The organism is Leptolyngbya sp. AN02str, from assembly GCF_050565595.1.
Classification (GTDB): Bacteria; Cyanobacteriota; Cyanobacteriia; order Elainellales; family Elainellaceae; genus Kaiparowitsia.
The window spans coordinates 196,106-222,947 of record NZ_JBNXVR010000004.1 but is presented as its reverse complement, the minus strand read 5'-3'; the positions used below and the strand labels follow the sequence as shown (position 1 = coordinate 222,947).

Below are 26,842 nucleotides of genomic sequence, written 5' to 3'. Positions count from 1 at the left end.
CAAAAATCATGAGCAAATCCTCCCTTTCTCTCACCAATCAGCGAATTTTGGTTACCGGCGGAGCTGGATTTTTAGGTAAGCAGGTTGTGCATCAGCTTGTTCAGGCGGGGGCGAACCCCGACAAGATTACCGTCGTACGATCGCACGACTGCGATCTGCGTCGGCTTGAACACTGCCAACGAGCAGTCGATCAACAAGATATTGTCATTCACTTAGCTGCTCATGTTGGTGGCATTGGTTTGAACCGCGAAAAGCCTGCCGAGTTGTTCTACGACAACTTGATGATGGGCACGCAGCTCATTCATAGTGCTTACGAAGCTGGTGTGCAAAAATTTGTTTGTGTTGGCACTATTTGCGCCTACCCTAAATTCACCCCAGTTCCCTTTAAAGAGGATGACATTTGGGATGGCTACCCCGAAGAAACAAACGCTCCCTATGGAATCGCCAAGAAAGCACTGCTGGTGCAACTGCAAGCGTATCGACAACAGTACGGGTTCAACGGTATTTACCTGCTGCCGGTGAACCTGTATGGTCCTGAGGATAACTTTGACCCGCGCAGTTCTCATGTGATTCCCGCATTGATTCGTAAGGTCCATGAGGCTCAACAACGGGGCGATCGCACAATTTCAGTCTGGGGAGATGGCTCACCCACCCGAGAATTTCTCTATTCTACCGATGCCGCTCGAGGCATTGTCATGGGAACCCAGTTCTACAGCGAACCCGATCCGGTGAACTTAGGAACCGGCTATGAAATTTCTATCAAAGATTTGATTGAGTCAATCTGCGAGTTGATGGAGTACGACGGTGAACTTGTATGGGAAACGGACAAACCGAACGGACAACCCCGTCGCTGCCTCGATACCCAGCGGGCCAAAGAAAAATTTGGCTTTGTTGCCGAAGTTAGCTTTCGTCAAGGACTCATGAATACCATCAACTGGTACCGCCAGCACAGCGCTGAGAACGAGCCCTGACACAACGCGCTTTTTGATGAGTAGGGGATCAAATTGAAACTCTAAGGAATCACCCTGCGGAGTAACATCAACTTTATAACTGGGCCTTCTGTGGTTCTTGGGAACAAGAACCACAGAAGGCCCAGTTTTGTGTATACATTTTTCGATCCCGCCTCTAAAGGACGTTTGCCATCCGCGGGTAATATAAGCTAAGTTAGAACCACTTTTTTTGCTTCATAAATGCCAGGAAGCAACCCCTACTCCTGGATTAGCTTTAGATTGAAGCGTATGGCAGGATAAGCTTGGTCGTCTGCGTCGGTCTTTACACACTATAGAGGTATCACATGATGCTGGGACAACACAAAATCACGCTGCGCCAAAACATTGTGACGTGGGTCGGTAGCCTGGGCCGTTCCTCCAGAACGGCTGCCAAGACGCATGATTACACCCACCATCAACCAGATCTTGACTATGTGATCGAGCCTATAGAGCATCCCAACCAATACCATATGACCGGACAGGGAAAAGGGGTAAAACTTGGCGATCGCATCATGCTGCAGCACCAAGGACAGACCCAAACTTACACCGTCAAAAAAATTGATTATTATACCGATCCATCCGGTATGTGGATTGCCTTATTGGAGGAAAACTACAGTTAATGAAAGCGTTTCTGAACTGTATTCCATAGCTCTTTCATCCGCTTTGGAGCGGTAAATATCGGCGCAGTCAACGGTGCCATGGCTGCTTCAATCCCATCCTGTTCGCCGTAGGACTGGTAATACGCATAGGAGGGGAATGAGGTCTGCTCCGATGCATTCACGAGTGAGCCTAGCATTGGAACCCTTGCCAAACGCAGTTCTTCCATTGTTTGTTCCAGCAGCGACTGCTTTAAGTGATTCAGGCGCACAACCAGCAGCAATCCATCCGTTTCAGCTGCAAACAAATACACATCTGCAAAGCCTAACAATGGTGGTGTATCGTAAATCACCAAATCAAACTCATCTTTCAGCGCTTGCATGAGCTCACGCATCGCGCGCGAGGCCAAAATCCGAGTTGGATCAGGCGGAGTCATTCCACTCGACAGTACAAATGCGTTCGGCTCCCATGGAAGTGGTTGAATTGCATCGCGCCAGTCTACGCTACCGGAAACGACATCTGTCAAGCCAACCTCATTCTTTAAACCCAATTGATGATGCAAACGGGAGCGCCGTAAATCCGTATCAACAACAAGTACCCGTTGCCCCATTGCCGCAGCCGTCAATGCCAAATGAGCAGAAACCGTAGTTTTGCCATTGCCAGGGGTCGCAGAGCAAATCGTCATCGAGCGCACTGGTTCATCAGGATTCAGCAACCGAATGTTTGCGTTGAGCGATCGAAACGCTTCTTGAAACGGGGTGTTGTGCCTTAATTGAGGGGATTCTCGTAAAAAGCTTAATTCCCCCTGTGCCGACTGGAATAACTGCACAGCGACATGCATGGAGTCAAAGTTATCCAGATCTCGGCTGACTGGAATCGCACCAAGCATTGGCAGTCTGGTGATACTTCTAACTTGTTTTGTCGTGGCAATTATGTTACTGATCCGGTCCAGAAGTAGAGCAGCCCCGACTCCAAGTAAGCTACCCAACACAACCCCTAGGATCAAACTCCGCTTCAAACTGGCTGCACTTGGAACGGGATCCCCTGGAGGAGTCAGCAGCTGCCACGGTACCTGCCGCTGTGCTGCATCAATTCGCAACCCCTCTCGTTTCGCCAAAAATTGATTGAGATTATTTGTTGCAATTTCTACTCCTCTTTGAAGGTCGTTATATCGACGGGTAATCGTGGATAGATTCTTGATTTGCTGGTTAACATCGGCGATCGCCTGAGCCAAAGCTTGACTTTTGCTCTCCAATTCACGGATGCCGCTAGCGACGGATCGTTCGACACGCAGCCCCTCCCGACGCAGTAGCGGTTCTAAATTTTGGCGCTGCTCTTGCAGCACTTGAATTTCAGGGCTGGAATCTAAGTACAGAGCTGACTCCTGCGCTAGCTGGCTATCAATAGCCAGCAGCTGATCCAATAATTTCTGGTAGCGTGGACTTTGGATCAAAGCAGACGAAGCCGCAAATTCTGCAGACTGACCCGTCAATTCTGCTTGAATTTGGCTGTATAGTGAGCGGGCTTGTTCAAGCTGCGCTTGTGTATCAAGCTGTTGCTGGGCTAGAGTGCCCGATTGCCCTGCCAAGATTTGGGCTGCAGACTGGGGATCAATTAAATTAAACTGCTGTCGAAACCGTTCTAGCTGCTCTTGCTCTCTAGCAACCCTTGCTTCTAGATCTGGAAGCTGCTCCTCAACAAACTTGATTCCCTGCCGAATATCCTTCTGCCGTTCCTCCAAGCTGTACTCCAAATATCTCGCTGACACAGATGCCAAAACATCTTCTACCAGTTGAGCATCTTCACTCGTAAATGAAACAGTCAGAATCGTCTCGCCATTCGGGGCAATCTTCAAATTCGCAACAATTGCTTCGTAGCTGATGTCTGGATGGCGCGCCTTCAACTCCTCCACAACGGGGTAGAGTAAATTTGGACTTTGCAAAACTCGAATTTTAGTTGCGTCTAGGGTTTCAGCCGGTGCTGCGCCTTGCTGTCGATTGCTAAGCGTTTGAGGTAGAGAAGAAAGCAACTCCGATTCGGCCGTTACAGATTTAGTTAGAATTTCAAATCCAGATGTATAAACAGGTTTATCGGTCAAGGCTCGTAGCTGGGCTAGGGAAGCAACCACGATCGTTACCCCTGCTACCAAAAAAGCCTTACGGCGGACAGCAGCGACTAGCTGCCCAAGTGCCAATCCACCCTCTTCATCAGATGTTGAAGGCAAAGCAGCTTGAGGACCTACGATAGAGGATTGATGTGCCTTCATAATGGCTTTTCTTCAATCGAGTTGCTGCTATTCTATCTAAGGGAATAGAAATAAAGGGTAAATGTCCGATAAAGAATTTAATAGCAATACCGCAATTTGATGAATTCAATTGCGATTTATTGGATGACAGGGTGTTTCATTGAACTCCCTATACCGATCATAGGAGTTCAATGAAGCCTGGTTTAGAGCAAGAATGATTGTGAAAATTACCAGCAGCGACTCACCCAAGACATTTGATAACGCTTAAAAAAGACGGAAGAGATTTAACGGTAATGAGAACAGCGTAAAGAATCGAGCAATCGGATTTGTGACTGCTTCGAGAGCATCTGTTGTACTCGCAAACCCAGATCGCCGCACAATAATCACATCATTGTTGCGCAAAGCGGGATTACTGCCTTCATTGATGCCCTGAGCAAAGTCAATCGGCAATTCTTGTCGAGCAACGCTTCCGTTGCCATTTAAGCGAATCAATTCAACCTCGCGACGGGCTGCGCGATTGGTAAACCCACCTGCAGATAGCAGGGCCTGGTTCAAAGGCGTATTTGGAGGAACTTCAACCACGCCGGGACGAACTACCTCTCCAACCACATTCACCCGAATCGTATTCGGGGAGAAACTGGCTGAGGCGATTTGGTTTGCCTCGGTTGGATCTAGTGCAGTTGCCAGTGGAACAACTACCGTGTCCCCCTCCTGCAAAATGACATCCTGGTTCAAGTCTCCTGCCTTCAACAATTCCCACAGGCTAACTGTAAGGACTTGCTCCGTTCCAGCGCGAGTGGTTCGACGAATCTGGACCTGGCGGATATCGGCATCTGGCATGATTCCTCCAGCAACTTGAATCGCACGAGTCACCGTAGGAGCGAGCCCTCCTCCCTGATCTAACCCACCAGGTACTCCAGCTTGCGCTGTGCGTGCATTGCCTGAAACCGTATATGTGCCAGGTCGAAAGACTTGTCCGACGATCGCAATATTAATTGGGGCACCTGCAGGGGCAAAGCTGGTGGATGCGATTTGTGCTGCTTCTGCTAGGTTGATTGTTTCGGCAGGTGGAACAACCACCGTATCTCCATCGCGTAAACTAAAGTTGTGTTGCAGGTCTCCTGTGCGTAAAAACTGCCACAGATCGACAGCAATGATAGTTTCTACACCAGGGCGTTGCGGTCGCCTGACTTGAATACGGCGCAGATCGGCAGATTGCCTTACCCCTCCTGCCGTTTCCAGCAGCTGGGTAATACTGGGAAACTGAGCCCCATCTCGATTTACGGTGTAAGCACCAGGACGATTTACCTCGCCGACTACTCCAATTTCGATGGGTCTCGGTGTGATTAAGCTTACAGTCACAAGCGGACGACGGAGGATTTGCGCATAACGCCCTGAGATCGCATCTGCAGCTTGGGCTAATGTCATACCCTCAACATCTACACTGCCAACAACCGGTAGGTTGAGGCTACCATCCACCATCACTGAGTTTTCGCCACTGTACTGAGGCATGCGAAACACCTCAATTCGAACGCGATCGCCCGCGCCTAGGGTGTAAGCAGCATCCACAGGTGTTGACGAGTCACGCTGCTGAAGCTGAGTCCCTCCCTCAGCAGCGCCAACTCGTTCTGCCCCTACTGACAGATCCGCCAGCAATCCAACAAAGATTGCTAGCAATACCATTCGTTTCATAATTGCATCAGTACCTGACAAGTGCCAACCAACCTTAACTCCTGTGATCAAGCATTGCTGCGCAGAGAATAATTTTTATCCAACAGCGTGGTACTTTTCGCGCTGAGGAGTTGCTTTAGCGCCAGCCAGATGAATACAGGAATTGTAGTGCCATACCGACCTGCTAAACGCTTGGGTTCCTGTAGCAATCGATATAACCATTCGAACCCAGATAGCCGAACAAATCGAGGAGCCCGCCGATGAATGCCAGCATAGAGCGGAAAAACAGCACCCAGTCCCAACATCACCATGTGTACCTTGTCTTTATGTTCCGCCATCCACTTTTCTTGCTTTGGACATCCCAAGGAAAGAAACAAAAGACCAGCACCACTCTGATTCAATTTTTCAATGATTGCTGCATCTTCTTCTGGGGTCAACGGACGAAATGGGAGAGGTTCCATCCCAGCGACCTTGAGATCTGGAAATTCTCGCTTGAGTCGTGCTTGCATCTTCTCTAAAATTGAAGCCTGGGACCCTAGGAAAAACACACTTTCCCCAGCAGCCGAAGCTTGCTTACACAAAGACAGCATGACATCCAAGCCTGCAACTCGATCTTGATTATGCACTCCTTGCAATTTCAACATCCAAACTAGAGGCATCCCATCTGGCGTTAACAAATCGGCCTGCAATAAAATATCCGAGAACTGCTTATTTTGATAAGCTTCAACCAACATGTGAACATTGGCGATGCACACCACTTTACTGACCTTTTCCTTTGCCCACTGCATCATTAGTGAGATTTGCTCCTGAAATGTCAATGCAGCAACAGGATAGCCAATCACACTCTGAACAGGAAGATTCTCCTCCAACACAAGCATTTCACAATCCTCAATTTCTTTCACTTAGCAGTTTTTAAGACCGTTCAAATCGCGCACATCAACTAGCAGCCCTTCTCCAGCTCGCGAAGAGCAATCTGGCTCAACATATGCAGTTCACAGAAGCAAGGAGCAAGAACTCAAACGAATAAACCTAAAACGTACCGCCGATAACTTTTATCGTTTGTAGTACCAATTAGCCCAAACAGAGAACCTGAGCTGTCACTGTTCTATGTAGCAGGTGAACCGCATCATGGTCAGTTCAGCCGGATCGCTGTAGTTTTTCTCCAATTGGCACAATAAACCCAAAATATAGAGAAATCACCAGAAAAGGCTATATTCTCCTCCCAAAATTCACAGTGCTGTCATATGCGCTTCATACGGGATTAACACATGATACGGGATCACTGAGATAAGTATCGCTATCGGACTTCAATACATACGGTATGAATAATTACTAGGCTGATATTTCTAATTGAGTGTGCCAGTTATAGCTATTTGGCCCTCCAGCCGATGAAAGAGAAGGAATGTAGGCTAGGAATCTCCCTTACGCTTAAGGGACACGGAAACATGAAAACTTTATACTATGTGCTATTTATTGCAATATGGGTTGAGATACGTACGCAGCAGGTGACTGCTGTCCCCTTGTAGTATTTGCGACACTGTCATGGTCGGAGCGATCGCCATTTCTCGTAGATGGAATCACGCCTGCCTGAGCAAAGAGAAGTATGAAAACTAGGTTTATCCTTTTGTAAAAGTTTTCTATAGCAAGGACTCAATTTGTTGTGTTTCTCCCTTATCCGTCTTAATAATTAGCGTTAATTACTCAATTTTGGATGAGGCTTGTATGAACTTCCTCATTGGGCTCGCTGCCCTCTGGGTATTTTGGCTCTTACTGCCAAAGCGATCGCAAAACCGCTTACGCTTGTTGTTCCTTGCCATCATCATTACAGTTATTTGGTTTTCTCCTTTAGGGCTCTCGTTCATCACGTGGGGGCTCACAACTTGGCTACCTCCAGATTCTGGCGAACCCGTAGATGCGATCGTCATTCTTGGACGTGGTGCCCACTTGCGCGACCTGCGCGTTGCTGAGACTCGCCAGCTCTGGGATGCCAACCGAGCCCCTACCATTTTTATCAGCGGCATGCTAGATGCCCGGTTTATGGTCAAAATGTTAGAAGAAACTGGAGTGCCATCTCAGTCTCTCAGCGGCGAAGAATGTTCCCAATCAACAGCGGAAAATGCCCTCTTTTCTGCCACGATCCTCTACCCTAAGGGTGTCCGTAAGCTCCTCTTAGTAACAGATACTCCCCACATGCTGCGCGCACTCCTCTCGTTTCGCCGCTTTGGGTTTCAAGCAATTCCTTATCCAATACCACTTTCCAGTTCTAAATCTTCCATCGAACGCACTCTTATCTTGCTACGAGAATATGCTGGACTCATAATGTATGCGATTTCCGGCCAGTTTGCTCCAGTTTCAACTCAAGCCTCACAGTTCCCCCCGCAGCCAGTCACCACCAAAATTGACGACTGGAATTGCTACGTCAGCCGTTCCTAGTTGCTACTTCTAAGCCTGTTTTCCGTCTTCCGCTCGTCCTTTTTTACTAACGGTTTCATGCTTATGATGAGTCGTTACCGCATTAACAAAGAGCTGGGGCATAACCATTCTGGCGGGCGTGTCACGTTTCTCGCTACCGATACCGTCACGGATCAACCTGTGGTGATTAAGCAATTCCAGTTTGCTCGCTCTGCGAACTCCTGGGTTGATTTTGATGCTCATCAGCGTGAACTTCAGCTTCTGCAAACCCTTGAACATTCCGGCATTCCTCGTTATTTGACCTCCTTTGAAACCGAAGATGGGTTTTGCTTAGTTCAAGAGTATAAAGATGCCCTCCCGCTTTCATCCTCTCGGACATTCAGTGCAGAGGAGATACGCAATGTTGCCGTATCAGCTCTGCATATTCTCAATTACCTTCAAAATCGCATTCCTCCAGTCATTCACCGGGATGTCAAACCCGATAATATTTTGCTTGACGCAAATGGCAACGTCTTTCTTGTTGACTTTGGCTTTGCTCATGTTGGAGAAGGCTCGGTTGGCGTCAGCAGTGTAGTAAAAGGTACGCTCGGCTTTATGCCGCCAGAGCAACTTTTCCATCGTCAGTTGACTGAAGCGTCTGATTTATACGGCCTGGGGATGACTCTTATCTGTCTCCTCACAGGTACTCCGGCTGACCAAATTGGAGACTTGGTCGATATCAGCTACCGCGTTAGCTTCAAACACTTGGTTCCTAAGCTAAGCATACACTGGGTTCGCTGGCTTGAGAAAATGGTCGAACCCAGGCTTTCGGAACGCTTTCCTAATGCGGCGTCGGCTCTAACGGCTATGCCATCTGCGCCGCTATGCCCGCCTCAAGCGACCCTATCTCAATCTAAGCTCTCATTTCAGGCTACGCTTCCGGCACAATCTCTTTCGAAGGCTATTACCATTTCCAATTCGATCCCCAATACAAACCTCCAGGGACGTTGGGAACTGCTTCCCCATCCCCACGATCCCAGTCCCGATGTCTACCAATGGATTTCTGTTTTCCCTGCCACGTTTGAATCCAATCTGATTTCTTGCCAAATTGCTGTGAATACTCACTACTTAATTCCAGGCAAGACTTATTTTCGGACTCTTAAACTCCATACCAATTCACTTTCACCTTCTCTCTCGCTTGAGGTTTCGGTTGAAACGGCTCCCCAAAAGCATGGTTCTATCCCTGTCCCCAACCTTGCACTCTCGCTTCTGTGGGGGTTTTTAGTCTGTCTTGCCTGGTTTGTTGCCGCAATAACCATCATGCTAAATCAGTTGGCTGGCGCTGTTGGCTCTGCCACACTCGGCATCTCAATTGGCTGTGCGGTTGGGCTAGAAGTAACGTCTTGGGTGTTGCGCAGTGCTGGTTGGCGCCTTGGTGCGATCGCGAGTACTCTGCTTGCAGCTATATTTGCGCTCTCAATTGTGATTCTTTCTCTAACCGGCTTCATTCATGGAGGACCTCTTGTTCCGCTTGCTGCCGCTATTGGTGTGATTTTTGGTGCGATCGCAGCTGCTGCAATTGGCCTAGCGCTCCAACTGCTTCCTCTCTCTCCTTCCAAACTTCCAGCGATTCCCTTAACACTCTTTACTGTCGTTTTTGCTGCTTCCTTCGGCCTGTCTCTTGCAACTCAGTTTCAATTCCATCTCATCTCTGGCATCTTGTCTCTGTCTGTGCTCCCATTAATTGGAATTTCTGTTCGCTCAATATTGCTCTCTGCAAACTCTTACATCTCATTCCAGAAACAGCACAGGCACCTAATTCAGCCTTAAATTGATTGCAACGTAATCAATGCTCTGTTTCGTTTGAACCGAAGTAGCTTTGCACTGAGGTCTTTCCCACAGATTCAAGTGCAGAATATTAACGCCGCTAGCTCTGAATATAATCCTGCGATTGCTTTTCCCTAAGCGTTTGCTGTAACTCGTAAAAGCTTATACAGCCTGCCTGATAATTAGTTCACAGTATACAAAACTGCATTGTTTTATCGTATCCACACGTTGGCATCAGATTTTGTTGATCGAATCTCTGTAATAGATAGCTACTAAAAAGCTTGCGTTACATTCGCATAAACAAAAGACGCAATACAAAATGAATATCCGAGCTTAACCACCTATTGATAGTTAATTTAGAACTAGACGAATTGATAAAGATATTTCCTAAAAATTATCCCATGTATTAATCGCGACATTTATCGCTTTGGCCAGCGAAACTTATTAATGCTAAGGTTCTCGTCTCTTCTTGTGTATGAAATAGCTTCACGGCAATTTCATTGAATAAAGAAAATTACGTGAATATGCGTAAGTATCTGTGTAAATTAAATTGCCTCTCCTTGTATTCTATTTCTTAAGCACTTTTACGTTGCTATGTTATCTGCACGCTGGTTTAGCTCCGAGTGTCTGGAAGTGCAAATCTTTGGACTTTGTGATTTATGGTTGACATCAATGCCGCCCTACGTAACAGCCCCACCGATTTAGGCTTTGTTTCATCAAGTTCGGTTAGCACTCACACAATTCATCGTTCCGCCACCAGTAAAACAAAACGATTCATTGATTTAATTGGGGCCTTAATTGGACTCATGATCGTTTTGGTGTTATGGATTCCGATTGCGATCGCCATTTCATTAGATGACGCAGGTCCCATTTTGTACAAACAATTAAGATGTGGGCTCAACGGCAAAACTTTTTACATTTGGAAGTTTCGCTCCATGGTTGTTGAAGCTGAGCAACTTAAGAACTTAGTCAAAAATGAAGCACAGGGGTTTATTTTTAAAAATCGAAACGATCCGCGAGTAACTCGCGTTGGTCGCTTCTTGAGACAAACCAGTCTGGATGAATTGCCTCAATTTTGGAATGTATTACGAGGTGAGATGAGTTTGGTTGGTACTCGGCCTCCCACCCCTGAAGAGGTCAGCAATTACGAACCTCATCACTTCCAAAGGCTGTATGTTATTCCCGGCATGACTGGAGAATGGCAAGTCAACGGCAGATCCCATATCAGCAGTTTTGAAGACATTGTAAAGATGGATCTGGCGTATCAGGAAAAGTGGTCGATACGATACGACATCAAGCTCATTCTTCAAACTCTAATAACTGTCTTTAAAAGAAAAGGAGCCTATTAAGAGCGATTCATATAAGTGAAGGAGCATGGTGAAGATCACCGCTGAAGAGATAAGCCATCGGTTTTGCCTCAAGTGCTGACTTATCTGGAGCTGAATAAATTGACTTTACTTTCACAAATTAGTCGCAAGGTGTAATGTCGGCAATCCTATTTTTTTGCTGATGTTGCCGATAACAGCTGTCTATCAGAACCCCACTGTTTCCTGTTTGTGATTGTCGGTCTCATCGATTTTGAATCCCTCTCACTCAATCGACTCAAGAGGGATAAATACGGCAAGACTTACCTGATCTTGAGCTTTTAATTCTTTCATTAAAGGTTTGCTAAAGCTTTTAGTCTCAGCGGTCATATTTCGCTTGAAGACGTGCATGATAATTGAACAGAAGCGAATGCAATCAAAATGAGCTTAAGTATTTACAACTTATCAGGTTTGATCATCCTCACTGTGTTCAGTATCTGGATATTTAGGAAACTGTCTACGTGGACTTTTCTAGATAGGTGTTTAGCCTCTACATTGCCGCTGTTATTTTTAGTTTCAGTCAACGTAGTTCTCATAAACATTCTGCAATGTCCTTTTGATGAATGGTGCCACAATCGTCTTGCGCCAACGTTCGCACTTGCTCATGGATATCGCTTCTTTAATGACCTAAACAGTGGGCCTGTCCTCACCTGGATGTATGGGCCAATGACTGCGATCGCTTATCTTCCTGCGACCCTTTTGCATTCTCCAACTAGTGCGATCGCATTATCTATTTTTCTCAGTGCTCTTTTCTTTTTTGTCCCAGTTCTGCTGCTTTCTAGAGTTTGTTCCAGTGGCAACAACCCCATGGGCTCTAAAGAAATCGTCTACTCCCTGCTTATCTTTTTTGGTTCTATTTTTCTGATAGCAACCCAGTTTGACAATTTAGCTGCCGCGGCTTTCATGATTCATGCAGATGCCCCTTCTCTGGGTCTTGCAGGTGGGGCTTGTACAATTCTTTATTTCAGAAGAACGAGTAGTAATTGGGGGTGGTTACTTCTATCAGCGAGTTTAGCAATTTTATCAATTTGGACTAAACAAAACTTGCTCCCCCTGCCTTTTGCTCTGTTGACTTATGTTCTTATCGCAGATGGGTACAAGGCATTCAAACGCTACCTAGTTTGCTACTTCCTGGTGACAGTTATCATATCCATCGGGTTTATTCTTGCTTTTGATTCTCAGTATCTTTACTTCACGATGTTGAAATGGCCTGCCAGTTGGCCCTGGTCCTTAGACTCATATGGTCGCATACCTGGAAAATATGAGAGTTGGCCTGAAAGAACTGCTGTCCTTGGTTCTGCTGCTTATGAACTCCTGAAGTATTCACTGCCCTTATTGATAGTGATTTTGTATCAATTTGGCTGCCAGTTCAAGCAAATCAAGTTTGTTGGATTAAGCAAATATTTGCATGATAATCGGTGGTTTATCTTCGTAATCGCTAGCGTTTATATGTTTCCGATTGCCATTTTGAGTCGAGTCAAACTGGGTGGTGGAACGTACTCGTTAGCTGTATCGCTATATTTTCTCCTATGTGCTGTTGTTGCGATCGCTTCCTCTGTTGCAACATCAACAGCAAACATGCGACCTCAACCGAAAAAAACGAAAGCAATCAAGCTGTTGGTCTTGCTAGCAATTGCCGTATTGACGCTCAAGAACTTAAGGACAGAAGATAGCCTAACAGGTGTCCCAAATTTAACAGAGTTTTTTGTCAACCCTGTTGAGCAAGCGTATCAATATAACAAAGAACATCCTGGCAAAGTTTATTTTCCCGATTTCCCTTTAGTAGCAATCATGGCAGAAGGAAAACTTTACCATTCTGCTTTAGGTTTATTTGATAGAAGGTTTTATGAGTCTGTTAATTACAATTTGCCCTCAGATGTAATAAAGATAGGTTTATTGGAAAGATTTGAAGTTGAAAACCAGCGCTTTAGACAACATATCCCATCTGAACTCGAATTTATTGCTTTTCCAAATGAGCGAAAAATGAATAGATTAACGATGAATTATCTGCCCGAGTTTTCTAAGAAAGTAGAACTTGATAGTTTATCTGGATGGGTTGTTTATGCAAAATGATATCTACTTCCTATAAATATTGTTTCTGCGATATGAGCTTCAACTATCCCATAGTAGGAAGATAAAGTATGACCACTCTGCAAAATAGTTTTATCAAAACTAGTAAGAAACAGCAAAGACTTCTTGTAGGTATTCTATGCTTATTTTTTGTCATGCTCAGTTTAGCCAGCTTGCTTCTTCCACTTAAAGAATCTCTAACCTACGACGAAGATTATTATTATGCTAGCGGCGAAGCTATCCTTTCTGGGCAACCCTCTAAACGAGGAGAGACGGACATTGGGGAGCGTAACATTATGCCATCTAATGCCTTGAATCCTCTCATCAGTAGATCTATTACAGCTTTTAAGCCTGGACCGATGAAAAGATCAAGAGCGATCTTTATAGGGAAACTAGCAACTATATTGATATCTGTACTTTTAGCAATTTATGTATTTATTTGGTCTCGCCAACTCTATGGAGTCGGTTCTGGCTTCTTAGCCTTAGCTTTATACATACTTGATCCCAATATCATAGCCCACTCTCGAATAGTTCACCAAGATATCTATGGAGCTTTTGGGATATTTGTTGCAACTTACTATTTCTGGCAACTCCTAAAGTTTGGGGGATATAAAAATACGGTATTAAGCATAGTTTCGTTTGGAATTGCTCAAATTTCGCGTTTTACATCAATCTACTTAATACCGATTTATCTGATTTTAGCAATTGGGTTCTATCACTCAGCAATTCTAAAAGCACTTAAGCTCGGAAATTTTAAGGTCGTCTGGCTGGGAATTAAGCGAGCTTGTATCTACATATGCCTACTTGTATTGACAACTGTCTTAATTATCAATTTAGGCTTCTCTTTTGACAAAACTTTTACAAAATTTGGAGATTACAAGTTTGAAAGCCAATCTCTGAGTTCACTGCAGGCCAAGTCAGCTGTCTTGAGAGCGATGCCTGTTCCAGTCCCTTATGCTTATCTTCGTGGGTTGGACATGGGTAAACAGAAGCAAGAACAAGCTTTTGGAAATACTCCTGCATACCTTATGGGAAAACTGGGCTTAGAGGATGGAAAAAAAAGAGGATTTAAAGAGTATTTTATTGTTGCTTTTCTGTACAAAGTGCCCATTGCAACGCAAATTATTCTACTTATGGCGGTTGTTAGTTTGTTTCGGTTCAGAAGGCAAATTTGCTTCTGGCAGAATGAAGCTTTTCTAATAGTCCCTTCTCTATTCTGTGTGACCACTTTAAGTTTCAGCAATGCTCAGATTGGCATTCGATACATCCTCATGATTTTTCCGTTCCTCTTTGTTCTCTCGAGTCGAGCGGCATTATCTTGGGATATCTTGAAGGCTCGATACCGCCTTTTTGTAATTGGCCTTGTTGCTTACTTATTGGTTTCTAATTTGTCTTATTTTCCGCACTACTTATCGTATTTTAATGAATTATTAGTAGACCGGAGGATGGGTTACACCATCTTAGGCGACTCCAATATAGATTGGGGCCAAAACCAAGCCTATCTACAAAAGTATCTTGAAAAGAATACTAGTGCATTCTATTTGAGATATGAGTATGTAAATGGCGCAATAGTAAACGGGGTAATTCGAGGTGAAGAGAGACTAAAAATTACAAACGCTCAAGGCCAGGAAATTGCTGCGCAAGATCTTCAGTCAGGGTTGTTAATAGTGAGTGTGAATCAACTGCTGGGTATTACAATTAATCCTACTTATTTTGAATGGCTGCGGGAGCTTAAAAAACCAATAGACCACGTGGCTTACAGCTATTTAGTATTCGAAATGGAGCCTCAAGATATACATCACCTCTTGAAAACTAAGGATATCTAGAGTTTGGTGCACGAATGCAGATTGGTTTCCCTGCCTTAAGCAGATTTTTCTTTGACCTGTAAATGTTGATTGATTTGTTTCAATTTTTCGCCCCTAGTAGTTTTTCTGGGAGACAATCCGCAAATGAAAATTAGTAGATATTCGATATTCCCTTTTATTCAAGCAGAGATCTTTCCCAGAAGATGGTTTTTGTTTGTACTAGCTTTGGTGCTAGCACTAGGAGTTTTTTTCCGATTTGCAAATCTTGATGAAAAACCTGTTTGGGGAGATGAAGCTCATACCTTTTCTGTCGTTTCAGGCTATTCTTCGTTTTCGGTGAGTGAAGGTTACGCGATATCAGAGGTTCTGGATGAGCTCCCTACAAATAAAGTTGTTAGTGTAGGTGATTTTCTTAAATATCAGTATCCGAATTCCGAAAGGCATGTGGGTTATACGCTACAAAAACTCTACACGGATGTCCACCCACCGCTTTATTTTTTGACGGTTCGCTTTTGGGTTAAGACGTTTGGACATTCTGTCTCAGTACTCAGGAGTATTTCTGCCGTTTATAGCCTTCTTTCAGTGCTCTGTATTTACTGGCTCTGTTTGGAGTTATTCAAAAATCCGCTACCGGGTATTGTTGGATCAGTACTGCTTTTGACCTCTCCCATTCAAGTGATCTATGCCCAAGAGGCGAGGCCTTATAGCTTACTCACCCTGACTATATTATTCTCTGGAGCATCTTTACTGTGGGCGCTACGAACTCAACACAAGGCTGCGTGGTTTACCTATGCGTGCTCCGCAGTTTTAGGAATATATTCTCAGTATTTTTTTGTGCTTGTTTTGCTTGGTTATGCAGTTTATGTAGTTTTGATCGAAGGGTTGAAACTGACTGCTCGATCGCGCTCTTTTCTACTAGCTACGTTTGCAAGCTTGCTCACTTTTCTGCCGTGGGCAATCCTAGTTCTTCAGCATTTGTCCGATTTCAAAGGTTCATCCGCCTGGATGAACCAGCATACGCTGTCCCTGCTGGGGGCTGTGAGGCTATGGTCTGAAAACATTAGCTTTTCTTTTGTTGATCCGAGAACGAGCGAGTATTTAGGGCTTGGAAAGTATAGTTTCTATTTCTTGATTCCGCTGATTCTTGCTTTAGTTGCTTACTCTATCTATTGTTTGGTTATTAAGACACCTAAACAGGTGTATTTGTTTGTGTTTACTTTAATTGGATCAACGGCACTACCGTTGATCGCAATCGACGTCTTGGTCGGCGGAAATCGTCAGATTTGGCCTCGGTATATTATCCCTTGTCTGCTGGGGCTACAAATTTCTGTAGCTTACTTGCTTACTTCTAAGTCTCTATCTTCGTTTACATTAAAAGGTTGGCAGAGAAAAGTCTGGCCAGCTATAACAACGACGTTAATCACGTTAGGAATCATTTTCTGTTCGATCATGACGAGTGCAGACACGTGGTGGAATAAATACGCTGGCGAGCAGACAAATCTAGTTTCCGGTATTGTCCATCAAGCTCAGAACCCTCTGATTGTCATCAATCGACAACGCCCAGGGACTGTTTTTTTCTATAACCTGGATCCCACTGTGAAGCTGCTTTTTATCAAGGATGAGAGGCTGATAGCTTCTAACTTTGATACAGGTAGTGGAGATATTTTTTTGCTAAATCCGACTCAAAAGATGAAAGCAGAGTTAGAACAGCAGGAATATCGTCTGAGTATGCTAGCCGAATTTCCAGATCCGAGTCCGGTCCCAGCGGAGCCAACAGAATTCTGGCGGATTACTAGACCTCAGTAATTTGATGCTACGGAGACATAACGAGTTGAAAGACGCCTTAAGGAGCTAATCAGTATGAGAGAACACAAGCGACTGGGTGGTGTTGATTTGTTTCGAGGCTTAGCAATTTATGGTGTCATTGTGGTTCATGTTGATGAGGCGGTAAATGTTTTACCGCTGGCTTGGTCACGAATCCATACGTTTGCTCTGTTTGCAGTTCCATTTTTCCTGGCTACTGCGTTCTATCTAGCGATTAGCAAACTTTATACTTCCCCAAAAAACTACTCTTTGAGTGTGAGGTTTTTTCGTCTCTTAATTCCCTATACAGTCTGGTCTGTTTTTTATTTAGCCTTTAAAGCCGCTAAATCTCTTGCAGCGGGTGAGCCTAGCCAGGTGTTGTCCTTACTGAAGGATCCGCTTTCGTTAATTTTCTTGGGTGGGGCAGCTTACCATTTGTATTTTCTGCCGTTGCTCGCAGCAGGAACATTGCTGGTTAAACTGGCTGAAGTCTTAATTGCTAAAAAAACCTCTTTACGAGGTTTACTTTTGATTACGCTTACTAGCATTTTGCTTTATCAGATTGTCTTAGTAACTGGCAATGGCCTAGATTCCTCCAATCATACTGCCTTTAATTCGCTCTGGTCTGCCCTGTCTCTAGAAGGTAATTCTAATCCTCTCTTACGATGTATTTCAGTTATTTTTGTATGGATTGTGCAGTGCTTTCCTTATGTGATGATTGCGATGCTTCTATCCTACCCACCAATCCACCAACGTGGATTAAAGATGTTTAACAGGTCTCCCTTGTTGTGGGTAAGTGTCTTTATCATCGTCAATGCCTATGGCTCTCTTGTATTGCCAGTAGCGCTTTATGAGCTTGCTCGTGGCTATACTGCTTTAATCGCAGCGATCGCCACTTCAAACTGGATCAAGGAAGATACTTTCCTGCGAAAGATAGGGTATTACTCCTTTGGAATTTATCTAATCCATTTATGTTTAATTAAAATCTTTCAATCAGTTGCCGTTCGTCTAACTCCAAATTATGTGAACGACGTTAGTTCGATTACTCTCCTGCTGGTATCGGTCCTCGTTCTTCTGATGAGCTGGGGAATTACGGCATTACTGATGAAACAAAAAACGCTGTCTAAGATCTTATTTGGTTTTTGATTCAAGGTTTCTCAATTTCAACGGTTTCACTTTACATCGCAACAAGAATTTAGAAAGCAAAATGAACAGCTTACACTCTCTGCGGAAACAGATTCATCAACATCGCATAGATCTTTTGATGATTCTGATTCTCGCTACTGCGATCGCGCTCTCCACTTATTTAGAAACCTATCAAATCCCAGATCCGATCTTCACAGATTTCTATGCTCAAGATGTTTGGTTTGGTAGCGATATCCCAACGGTGTTTGGCAATGTCACGAGCTTTAAGAGTGATTTCGGCCGGAATAACAAGCATCCGTTGTTCCCGCTCTTTGTGTTTCCCCTTGTTTATATTCCTAGCCAGCTGCTGAATCTTGAACCGATCACCGCAGTTCGACTCCTAATTGTCGTTACCTCCATGGTTTGGATTGGCCTCCTCTATCTTCTGTTCCGACTCATGGGTTGTCGTCGTTTGGATGCTGCGTTATTGAGCGTTCTAGGTGCAGCCAGCGCTGCTTCCATGTTCTGGCTTACCGTCTTTGAATCATTTCCCCTAGGTTCCGTCACCATCATCCTTGGCCTGATTTTTGCCGTTCTTGCGCAGTACCGTAAATTCCCTTTCATTTGGTATGTTGCACTTAATGTAGTAACTGTCAGCATTACGATTACCAATGCCATGGTGGGAATCTTTACCACCATGGTTAACCAAAGCTGGAAGCGAATTATTCAAATTGGTATTGTATCGTTGCTTGTCTCTACGGGCTTGTGGATGGCACAGCGCATTGTCTTTACCAATTCGGGATTTCCATTTCAGCCTGGTACGTTCATTGGCGAAAAGAAGTTCATGTCTGCACCAGAGCATAGCAGCGTTCTGGCATCCATGAGTTCCTTTTTCTATCAGACCATGATTATGCCAGCCGTTGAGTTTGCCAGCTCTTCACCTCGACCGGATTGGATTAAGCTGGATGTCGATACCTTGGCTCTAGCTTCGGGGAGTCGGCTCGGAGCGATCGCCGCTCTGGCATGGACAGGATTGCTTCTGCTAGGACTTTGGGGGTTCTTTTCTACTAAAAAGCATCCCAAATTGCGCATTGTGCTGGGTTTAACCTTGGCCGCCCAAATGGCAATGCACAGCATTTATGGGGCGGAAGAAACATTTATCTACTCGCTACACTTTGCTCCCCTACTCCTAACTTTGGCCTCGTTCAGCTTATTCACCCGCTGTCGCCTAGTCAGTCTTGGCTTAATCGTAATACTCATTGTGAGTGCAGGAGTGACGAATCGGGCTCAATTTAACCATGTGACAGCAATGCTGCTGAATTACGGAACCTCACGTCAGCAGGTTGAGGCTCAAATGAAACTTCGCCCCTCTGATCCCTGGATGCGAAATGAGGGGCATGTTGTCCTAGCCGCAACAGGAAGCCTTGAAGAGAACAAAGCCTTTCATGAACCAGGCGGAAGTTTTAGTCCTCAACCAGGAAGCTTTGGGATATCGATTTGGGTGGTTAACTCGCAGGGAAATTTACAAGCGACTAGTGACAATATTCCATTGAGTGAGATTCAGCAGCAGTTCATTGACAATGTCGAGGTTCAAATTCCTGGCATTGATACAAAAACTCCTTACTATCATTCATCTTGGCTTGCAACCCAGTCAGGTGGATGGCAATTAAACCTAGAACAAACCTCGACGGCTGATACAAAACTGGCAGTTGTCATCCGAAGTGTGGGGCCTGCGGGTGGAGCGATTAGTGCATTGCAGTGGAATGGTCAACAACTGTTGATCAACAATCGCTGGGTTGTCAAAAACATACCAGCCCAAACGACGGTTTACTTGGGCAGTGAGCGATCGCCGAACTGGACTCGCTCAACATCAACCGCAACAGAATGGCAGGATGAATATGGATGGGGCTTTGCCCGTTTAGAGGTGAATGGTACTGGGCCTTGGCAATTAGACATTGAAGACTTGAACCCAGAACCAGGAATAGAGTTAGCGATCGCCAACTCTGGAACAGAGCCCGTGCTTCAGTTGCCTGATTCTAAGTTTGTCAATAGCTTCAAAGCTCAATTGGCCCACCTTAAAATGGGCATAGTCGGCAGTCAAACCCGTCCTGGCGATCCACTTGACTATCCCTTACCTCGCTTCCGCGATGGAGCTTATCAGCTTGTTGCATTGGCTCGCGCAGGGCAGCTTGAGCTCGCCAAGCAACTGTTACCTTACTTTGCCACAACCGATTTTCTGAACGGAATACAGCCTGCGGTAGACATTCCTGCCTATGGAATTTGGGCGTTGACCACGGTCGCCGAGGCGGTCAATCAGGCGGAGTACGACCAAACCTTATGGCCGGACATTCGTCGCAAAGCAGAATTGATTGTTGAACTGATAACGAGCAACCGTCCTGGTTATCCTATGGTTAGCTCATCTCAAATGCCCTTCTCAGAGCATCCCGATTTTGCCAGAGTCGAGCTGACGGCAGGTAGAATGAATGCCACGCCTGGATTAATTGCCCTCGATCCAGCCGCGAACTTTATGAGTTACCGTGCATTGATGGATGCGGCCAAAGTTGCTGAGCGAATGCAGCAATCCCAACTTACAACACGGTGGCGATCGCAAGCCAGTCAACTTCAAACAGCATGGCAAGAAAACTTTGATCTGCAGTTTGCAGAAATAGATGCAACCTATGCCACAGGTTTATGGCCCAGCGGCTTAGCCTTCTCTCAGCAACAGCTCTTCAAGCAAGGTCTAGAAGATCGTTGGCAGGCTAAATATCAGGGTACGGATGTGCCAAGCGTTGTACCAGACAATCCCCTCTTAACCCTGGCTGAAGCTCATCAATGGCTATACTTGGGCGACTTAAGCCGCGTTTGGGCAACAATGCAGCAATTTTGGAATCACCAAACATCTCCAGGTTTATACACCTGGTGGAATCCCCAAGAAGCCAATATTCCTAGCAGTCTCTCTCGATGGCAGCGAATTCGGGGTTGGGTAAATACGTCTCAGTTGACTCCACACCATTGGACTACGGCAGAAATGCTGCTGTTACAGCTAGACATGTTAGCTTACTTGAATCCAAGCGTCAGCACTCCAACGGTTGTGATCGGAGCGGGAATTCCGCAGGACTGGACTCAACAACCCCTCAGCGCAAAAGGTTTACGTGTTGGAGGTAACGTGGTGGATTGGGAATGGGATGGTCAACAGATGAATGTTCAACTTCAGGGGCAGCCGATGAATGTTCAATTAGGAGACTCATTCCCATCCAATACTGCGGTAAATGTAGCGTTGGCTAGCCCGAGCTAGGGCCAGTTGAGCCCTTGTGTTGTTTCAAAATGATTCGGTGCCAATCGTCTAAAGCGTTGCTCACGTCGTTGGTTTTTGTCGTTAGATGAGCTTTGGAATTCATGTAACTGAAGAAAAGCTGGAATACGAAGCCTTGAATAACATCTGAACAACATCAACAAAGCATTTGGTGCTCTCCTATGAAAGACAATTCAACTGAAAATGGGCTTTGCTCCGTTTTACAACACCATGATCTACAACTTAGCGATCGCCCCCCAGTTACAAAGTTGCCGATCAATGAAATTGAAGGCTTTCACTTTTTGCGCAGCATTTTTTCAATTCTCATTGTGGCGATTAAAACAAACTTAATGTTAATCGCAGAAATACTTGTTTCTAGTTCTTTTGCCCTCATTTTGACAGCTAATGTTGCTTATCTTGCAGTTCCGGTCTTTTTCCAAATATCCTTGTTTCTGTTTTATCTCAAGAGTGAAAGTAAAGGACTTTTATACTTTGTTCAAAAACGACTGCCAAAACTCACGTTACTCTATCTTTTTTGGGTAGGGCTAAAAGTTCTATTCGATATCTTGATCAAAGGAGAGTTTGAAACGTTGAGAGAGGCTGCACTATCAGCCAGAACATTAATAGAATTTATTGTGAGTGGTGGGCAATCAATCTTTTTCTTTCTCTTTTCGCTGCTCATACTGAACCTTATGGCGGCCTTCCTAATGACCCACTTCAAGAAGGTGAAGCAACCGCAAGGCAAAACCTTGATTGCCTATGGGTTCCTGTTTGCTTCTTGCAGTTTTGTTTTCTTATGCAAAATTGCTGAGACAATAGCAACCCATGTTACCGATGATCCGATGAAAACACCCACAGTTCTTGCCAACGTTGCATTTTGGGACTTTAACCCACTGAATTTTTTGCCCTACCTGTTCACAGCTTTGATTACATTTCAAGAACTTAAACAGGGAACGATGCGGGTTTGGTCAACAAGACTTAAACTGAAATCCTGTATCTTGTTTACTTTATTTTTAGGGTTTACCCTGATAGAGTGGCAGCTGTTTGACAAACAGCTCCATTATGCTCGATTATCCCTAATCTTTGGTTCTTGGTTGCTGCTTGATCTTGCCATCATGTCACGTCTTAAAGTACCCGCAGTTATCAAATTTTTCTCAGCGTTTTCTCTAGGAATTTACGGATATCATATTTTTGTCGCAGAATCTTTGACGTTGAGCAGTTCGAATATTTTGGCAGGTGTCTTGAACACCTATCCAGGCTTAGAAGTTCTATTTGTGTTTCTAGCATCTTTGCTAGGGGCAATAGCGCTCACCATAGTTTCTAAAAGAGTGAAGTATTTGAAGAATTTTGTTTGAAGAAGATGATGAAAAGGAGGCATTGGAATGCGTGTTCGGTTTTTTAGAGTCACAGTCTGTACATTCTTCTTGCTTGGAACAACGTTTGCAACAGTAGCTCAAGCTAGTGGAAGCGAAGGAGGAGGAAATGCTCAATCTCCTGTACAGGTACTTGTACAGATTTTTGCGGCTGGAGTCATCTTGAGGCTCCTTCAATACTTTGACCTACCTTAAAGCATTCCAAATCTATGGCTTGCCATCCTAAACGTTGCTGAACTGATTCTGCTGCCCTTTGCGTAGCGCACCGTTCGGTAACGATCAGCTATCTACTTGTTGCACTGACTAAGCTGGTTTCCTCGGCCAAACTATGCAAATAGCTAAAGCTATGCTTATCCGGCTGACTCTTCTATCTAGTCTTCTCCTTGATTTTTTGGTCTTGCCATCCTAGCCCAATCATACTCGCAACAAAGAGGGTGTAGCCAGGTTCTTCGAGCTGGGAAAAGACGAGCCCAAATGAAAACACAGTCAACATCAAGTATTTAGACAAATCACTGATACAAACATAGCGCCACACTAAAAAGGCCATGTAGAAATACGCCCCCAACCCTAAAAACCCTAAATCGCCCCAAATACCCGCCCAGCCAAAGAGAGGGGAAAAAAGGCTAGATTGATCCCCCAACCAACTGCTTGCAACAGCCATCCACACTTCGCCGCTGACAGGATGCATGGTTGCCCCTAAAGGCCCTAATAAGTTCCAGTAAGACGCTAACATCCAACCGCCGAGTCGTCCGACCGTGTGGCCGGGGCCAAGCCCCAAAAGCCAATTTAGCGATGAGGTGTAGTGTTGAGGCACAAGCCGGAATGCTGCAAACTTGAGCCGTGTTGCTTCACCATCTGGTCCGTAAATTTCTGGTCGAATCCAAGTTGTAAAAGGCCGAAGAGCTGGAATATTATAAATAGCCCAATAGAAAATGATGAGAAATATTGCTCCTAGCATCAAGTAGAGAATTGTTTTCTTGATGTCTTTGATATTGATCAAATACAGTAAAACATACCCCAGAATGAACGAAAGCAGAACTTGCTTGGTATCCGATATGACGATGTGGTTAAAACAGGCAAACAGGATTAAAAGACGAAACCAGAGGGGTTTGTTTTTGGCGGTTATCAAATAATAAACTGCAAATGTAGTTGAAACTGAACCTCCTAGAACATGTCCAGCTCCTTGCCCAATAAAAATACCTTTAACGTTATCTTCCAAGCCAAACAGCTTATCCATATTGAAAACATATTTCTGCACATAGGCAAAAATAAGGTTGATCAAAGCTGCTCGCAAAATCCAACTTCGAAAGGTTTGGTAGGTGTCTGTTGATAAGGGAAGAGCAACAATTGTCAAAATTAGAATAAAAGGTTCTGCCAACAGCAAGTAATCCAAAATAGCATTGGGAACCCCTGCATTATTGAGAAAAGCACTAGCAAAGACGACAACTAGGAAAAGATATAAACCCGTCAAGAGGCTTTTGGAGATCGCAATTTGCTGTGGATCTTTGCTGCGTGCATTCCAGAGTACGGAGCCACAGGCGAATGGAACGACAACAAAGTGAAGGAAGTTGATGGGAGAGGGTATTTTAAGAGCTGTGAGAATTCTGGGAAACAGGGCAGTACCAAGCCCTATTAAAGTTAGGGTGGAGTTGGAGATATATCCTTCTTTCTTTGATTTGGGTTCTAATACGGTACTCATGCAAAACGCTACGCTGAATTAAGGAGATTATGGCTTTGTTTAATTTGTTCTAATGGCTGACATATAGTGAGATGCTTCTTCCTCTTCCTGAATAGTTGAGTTGGGCACTATTTGTCTGCTCGCGTGTCACACGTTCATAAATTCTCGCATAAAGGGGGTGTAGAGCGGGGTGCCGTAATTAACCTCTACAATCCGAATGGACACGAACGAGCCATTGTTGACGCACGCAGGCTCGTTCTGCCTCCCGCTGGTGGTTTTCATGGTTGGGGAAGCAATCTCCCTAACATCCTTGTCTTTCTGCTACTGCGTGTATCAATCAGCGTAGTGCTTCGCTCGTTTGACCATGCTTGTATTTGAGTAGCCACAGCAAAAAATAGAAGCAAAGGCTCATTTATATCATTGTTTTTTCTTCCTTAATAGGTTGCCAACTCTACAGACTAATCTTTACTATTTCTTGATGAAATGGAGAGCGATCGCTGTTTGTGCAATAGAGTAAATTGGCTTTACCAAAACTATGAAAGTAAATCGGGTTGGTGTGTGGTTCCGCCGTTATGCAGCGAAGTTGTTGAGGCTGGTTTGGCCGTATCGTCGTTTGAATCAAGAGTTAAATCAACTTCAGCTTATCCTCAGCGATTGGGCCCAACTCAGGGTCTATCAGGCGTGCAACGCAGTATTACCCCCACCTGCTGTGCATGAAGACCGAGTTGTTTTCTTTGGAGATTCGATTACTCAATTTTGGCCGCTTGGTGGTAGCTTTCCCGGAAAGCCTTATCTCAATCGGGGGATCTCTGGACAGACGACAGGCCAAATGTTGATCCGATTTTGGCCTGATGTGGTTGCGCTTCGCCCCAAAGTGGTGCTGCTATTGGCTGGAACAAATGATATTGCGGGTAATACTGGCCCGATGACGCTAGACATGATTAAACACAATCTGACAGCGATCGCCCAACTGGCCCAAGTCAACCGCATTCAAGTGATTATGGCTTCTGTTTTGCCGATCCACGATTATGGGTCGGTGCCGCAATCACAGCAACGTCCACCTATCCAGATCGAAGCATTGAATGACTGGTTGAAACAATACTGTGATCAGCAGGGACATGTTTATGTTGATTATTACAGTCATATGGTTGATCATTACAGGATGCTTCGGGCAGATCTGGCGGATGATGGCATTCATCCGAATGGAAAAGGTTATAGCGTGATGGCTCCCTTAGCAGAGATAGCCATTCAACAATCGCTTCAGAACCTCACTCAGATCTGGCCCGAAGACGAGTACGAGCGGTGACTTGGCTTCTATCCGCCCACTGCTCTATTCATCTCATACTGCTAGACGGATGGCTTGCTGTATTGACTTTATCAGCTTGGCGATCGCTACACCTATGGACTACTGTATAGCGATTATGCATGCCGACTGCTGCCAGGGTTATTGGCTACGGGCTAAGTCATAGATCTCGATTAACTTGTGATAGTTTGCCTGAGCTGTATATTTCGCTTCGAACTCTGCGCGGGCTTCGTGTCCCATAGCCGTTAGCTGCTCAGGATGATTCAATGCCCAATCAACTTGGCGTGCTAGGTCTGCTGAGTCACCGGGGTGAAAGTGGAATCCTGTACGCCCATGATCAACAATTTCTGCGATCGCCCCCAATTTAGAGGCAATGACTGGCGTTCCCTTCGCAAATGCCTCTACCGCAACTCGGCCAAACGTTTCGTACCATTTAGAAGGGAAGATCAGAACTTTTGCTTTACCGATCAGGTCATACACTTCATTCAACGGTTTACGGCCTAACCACTCAATTGAAGAGGATGAGTGTTGAGAGGCTTGAATCACCTGATCTTCCAAGGGGCCTTCACCAACAATCTTGAGGGAAATTCGTTTACCCAACTGTTGCCAAGCTTGGATTAAAGTATCAATTCCCTTCTCTACCGATAATCGACCCACAAATATCGCAAAATCCTCTTTCTCTACTTCCTGACCAGGATCGGGATCAACGAAGTTAGGTTTTACAACAATCTTATCTTGAGGAATTCCACCTTCAATGAACTTTTTGCAAGCAAAATGAGTTAACGCAACATAAACATCGACCATTTCGGTCCATGTGCGCATTGCCCGATGTACCGTTAGCATCGTGGCAACGACTCCACTGGCTGAAAAGCTCTCTTTGTAGCAGGAATTGATCACTCCAGGCCAAGGGATGGATTTCCCCATGCAGTCCTCACAAACTTGCCCATCTCTAAAAAATAATGCGTTGGGACATAGCAGACGGTAATTTCGTAGCGTTTGAACGACCGGAACTTTCTTTTTCTGGGCGGCGTAGTAAATCGATGGAGAAATGAGCGGGAAAAAGTTTTGTACATGAACAATATCATGAGCCTGCTCCGTTAGCTGATGCATCAAGACTTGATAAGCCTTAGTTGACCAAACTGTTCGAGCCGCCACATCTAGAGGATTCAGTTTGTCGATTTGATGGTTGCTTTCCTCGTATCGACTGACTTGATGCCCCATCTTTTTCAAAAGACGTACTTCCGCCTCGCAAGATGCATCCTCACCGCCACGAATTTTATAGCTGTTGTGGACACTTAAAATCTGCATT

The 26,842-nt window shown here is 45.0% G+C and carries 17 protein-coding genes; 12 read left to right on the top strand and 5 right to left on the bottom strand.

The genetic code is table 11. The features are described 5' to 3' along the window. The first annotated feature begins 8 nt into the window (after positions 1-8). Both ACQ4M4_RS04950 and ACQ4M4_RS04945 read left to right on the top strand, forming a co-directional pair. Positions 9-971 (top strand): GDP-L-fucose synthase family protein, encoded by a 963-nt coding sequence (locus tag ACQ4M4_RS04950; protein WP_430683358.1) that lies wholly within the window; start codon positions 9-11, stop codon positions 969-971. Between the two features lie 323 nt (positions 972-1,294). Next, entirely contained in the window at positions 1,295-1,609 is a 315-nt protein-coding gene (locus ACQ4M4_RS04945; RefSeq protein WP_430683357.1) for a hypothetical protein, read from the top strand. Here the strand turns inward: ACQ4M4_RS04945 and ACQ4M4_RS04940 are convergent. The 3 genes from ACQ4M4_RS04940 to ACQ4M4_RS04930 form a co-directional block, all read right to left on the bottom strand. Continuing rightward, on the bottom strand, positions 1,606-3,810 hold the full coding sequence (locus tag ACQ4M4_RS04940; protein WP_430683356.1) for a GumC family protein: 2,205 nt from the start codon (positions 3,808-3,810) through the stop codon (positions 1,606-1,608). The genes ACQ4M4_RS04945 and ACQ4M4_RS04940 overlap by 4 nt on opposite strands. Positions 3,811-4,095: 285 nt before the next feature. Beyond that, complete coding sequence (locus tag ACQ4M4_RS04935) at positions 4,096-5,523, bottom strand: polysaccharide biosynthesis/export family protein (protein ID WP_430683355.1); 1,428 nt, start codon at positions 5,521-5,523, stop codon at positions 4,096-4,098. A gap of 47 nt (positions 5,524-5,570) precedes the next feature. After that, complete coding sequence (locus tag ACQ4M4_RS04930; RefSeq protein WP_430683354.1) at positions 5,571-6,404, bottom strand: WecB/TagA/CpsF family glycosyltransferase; 834 nt, start codon at positions 6,402-6,404, stop codon at positions 5,571-5,573. A gap of 820 nt (positions 6,405-7,224) precedes the next feature. On the opposite strand from ACQ4M4_RS04930, the gene ACQ4M4_RS04925 reads away from it, so the two are divergent. The 9 genes from ACQ4M4_RS04925 to ACQ4M4_RS04885 all read left to right on the top strand — a co-directional run bounded on the left by ACQ4M4_RS04925 (position 7,225) and on the right by ACQ4M4_RS04885 (position 22,534). Beyond that, positions 7,225-7,935, top strand: a complete 711-nt coding sequence (locus tag ACQ4M4_RS04925) for a YdcF family protein (protein ID WP_430683353.1) — start codon at positions 7,225-7,227, stop codon at positions 7,933-7,935. A gap of 63 nt (positions 7,936-7,998) precedes the next feature. Next, entirely contained in the window at positions 7,999-9,723 is a 1,725-nt protein-coding gene (locus tag ACQ4M4_RS04920; RefSeq protein ID WP_430683352.1) for a protein kinase domain-containing protein, read from the top strand. Positions 9,724-10,379: 656 nt separating this feature from the next. Beyond that, positions 10,380-11,069, top strand: coding sequence for a sugar transferase (locus ACQ4M4_RS04915; RefSeq protein WP_430683351.1), 690 nt, complete (start codon positions 10,380-10,382; stop codon positions 11,067-11,069). 510 nt (positions 11,070-11,579) lie between these two features. Beyond that, on the top strand, positions 11,580-13,157 hold the full coding sequence (locus ACQ4M4_RS04910) for a hypothetical protein (protein WP_430683350.1): 1,578 nt from the start codon (positions 11,580-11,582) through the stop codon (positions 13,155-13,157). A gap of 68 nt (positions 13,158-13,225) precedes the next feature. Further along, a complete protein-coding gene (locus ACQ4M4_RS04905) occupies positions 13,226-14,980 on the top strand; it encodes an ArnT family glycosyltransferase (protein WP_430683349.1) in 1,755 nt (584 codons plus the stop codon). A 123-nt stretch (positions 14,981-15,103) separates the two neighbouring features. After that, positions 15,104-16,765: a glycosyltransferase family 39 protein gene (locus ACQ4M4_RS04900; protein WP_430683348.1), complete on the top strand. Its 1,662-nt coding sequence runs from the start codon at positions 15,104-15,106 to the stop codon at positions 16,763-16,765. A 54-nt stretch (positions 16,766-16,819) separates the two neighbouring features. After that, positions 16,820-17,908: an acyltransferase family protein gene (locus ACQ4M4_RS04895; RefSeq protein WP_430683347.1), complete on the top strand. Its 1,089-nt coding sequence runs from the start codon at positions 16,820-16,822 to the stop codon at positions 17,906-17,908. A 118-nt stretch (positions 17,909-18,026) separates the two neighbouring features. Further along, on the top strand, positions 18,027-21,182 hold the full coding sequence (locus ACQ4M4_RS04890; RefSeq protein ID WP_430683346.1) for a hypothetical protein: 3,156 nt from the start codon (positions 18,027-18,029) through the stop codon (positions 21,180-21,182). 179 nt (positions 21,183-21,361) lie between these two features. After that, positions 21,362-22,534, top strand: a complete 1,173-nt coding sequence (locus ACQ4M4_RS04885; protein ID WP_430683345.1) for an acyltransferase family protein — start codon at positions 21,362-21,364, stop codon at positions 22,532-22,534. A gap of 385 nt (positions 22,535-22,919) precedes the next feature. On the opposite strand, the gene ACQ4M4_RS04880 is transcribed toward ACQ4M4_RS04885, so the two are convergent. Further along, positions 22,920-24,251 (bottom strand): hypothetical protein, encoded by a 1,332-nt coding sequence (locus tag ACQ4M4_RS04880; RefSeq protein WP_430683344.1) that lies wholly within the window; start codon positions 24,249-24,251, stop codon positions 22,920-22,922. 514 nt (positions 24,252-24,765) lie between these two features. Here ACQ4M4_RS04880 and ACQ4M4_RS04875 point away from each other — a divergent pair. Beyond that, a complete protein-coding gene (locus ACQ4M4_RS04875) occupies positions 24,766-25,536 on the top strand; it encodes an SGNH/GDSL hydrolase family protein (RefSeq protein ID WP_430683343.1) in 771 nt (256 codons plus the stop codon). Between the two features lie 138 nt (positions 25,537-25,674). Here the strand turns inward: ACQ4M4_RS04875 and ACQ4M4_RS04870 are convergent, their stop codons facing one another. Next, complete coding sequence (locus ACQ4M4_RS04870; RefSeq protein WP_430683342.1) at positions 25,675-26,841, bottom strand: glycosyltransferase family 4 protein; 1,167 nt, start codon at positions 26,839-26,841, stop codon at positions 25,675-25,677. Position 26,842 lies beyond the last annotated feature (1 nt).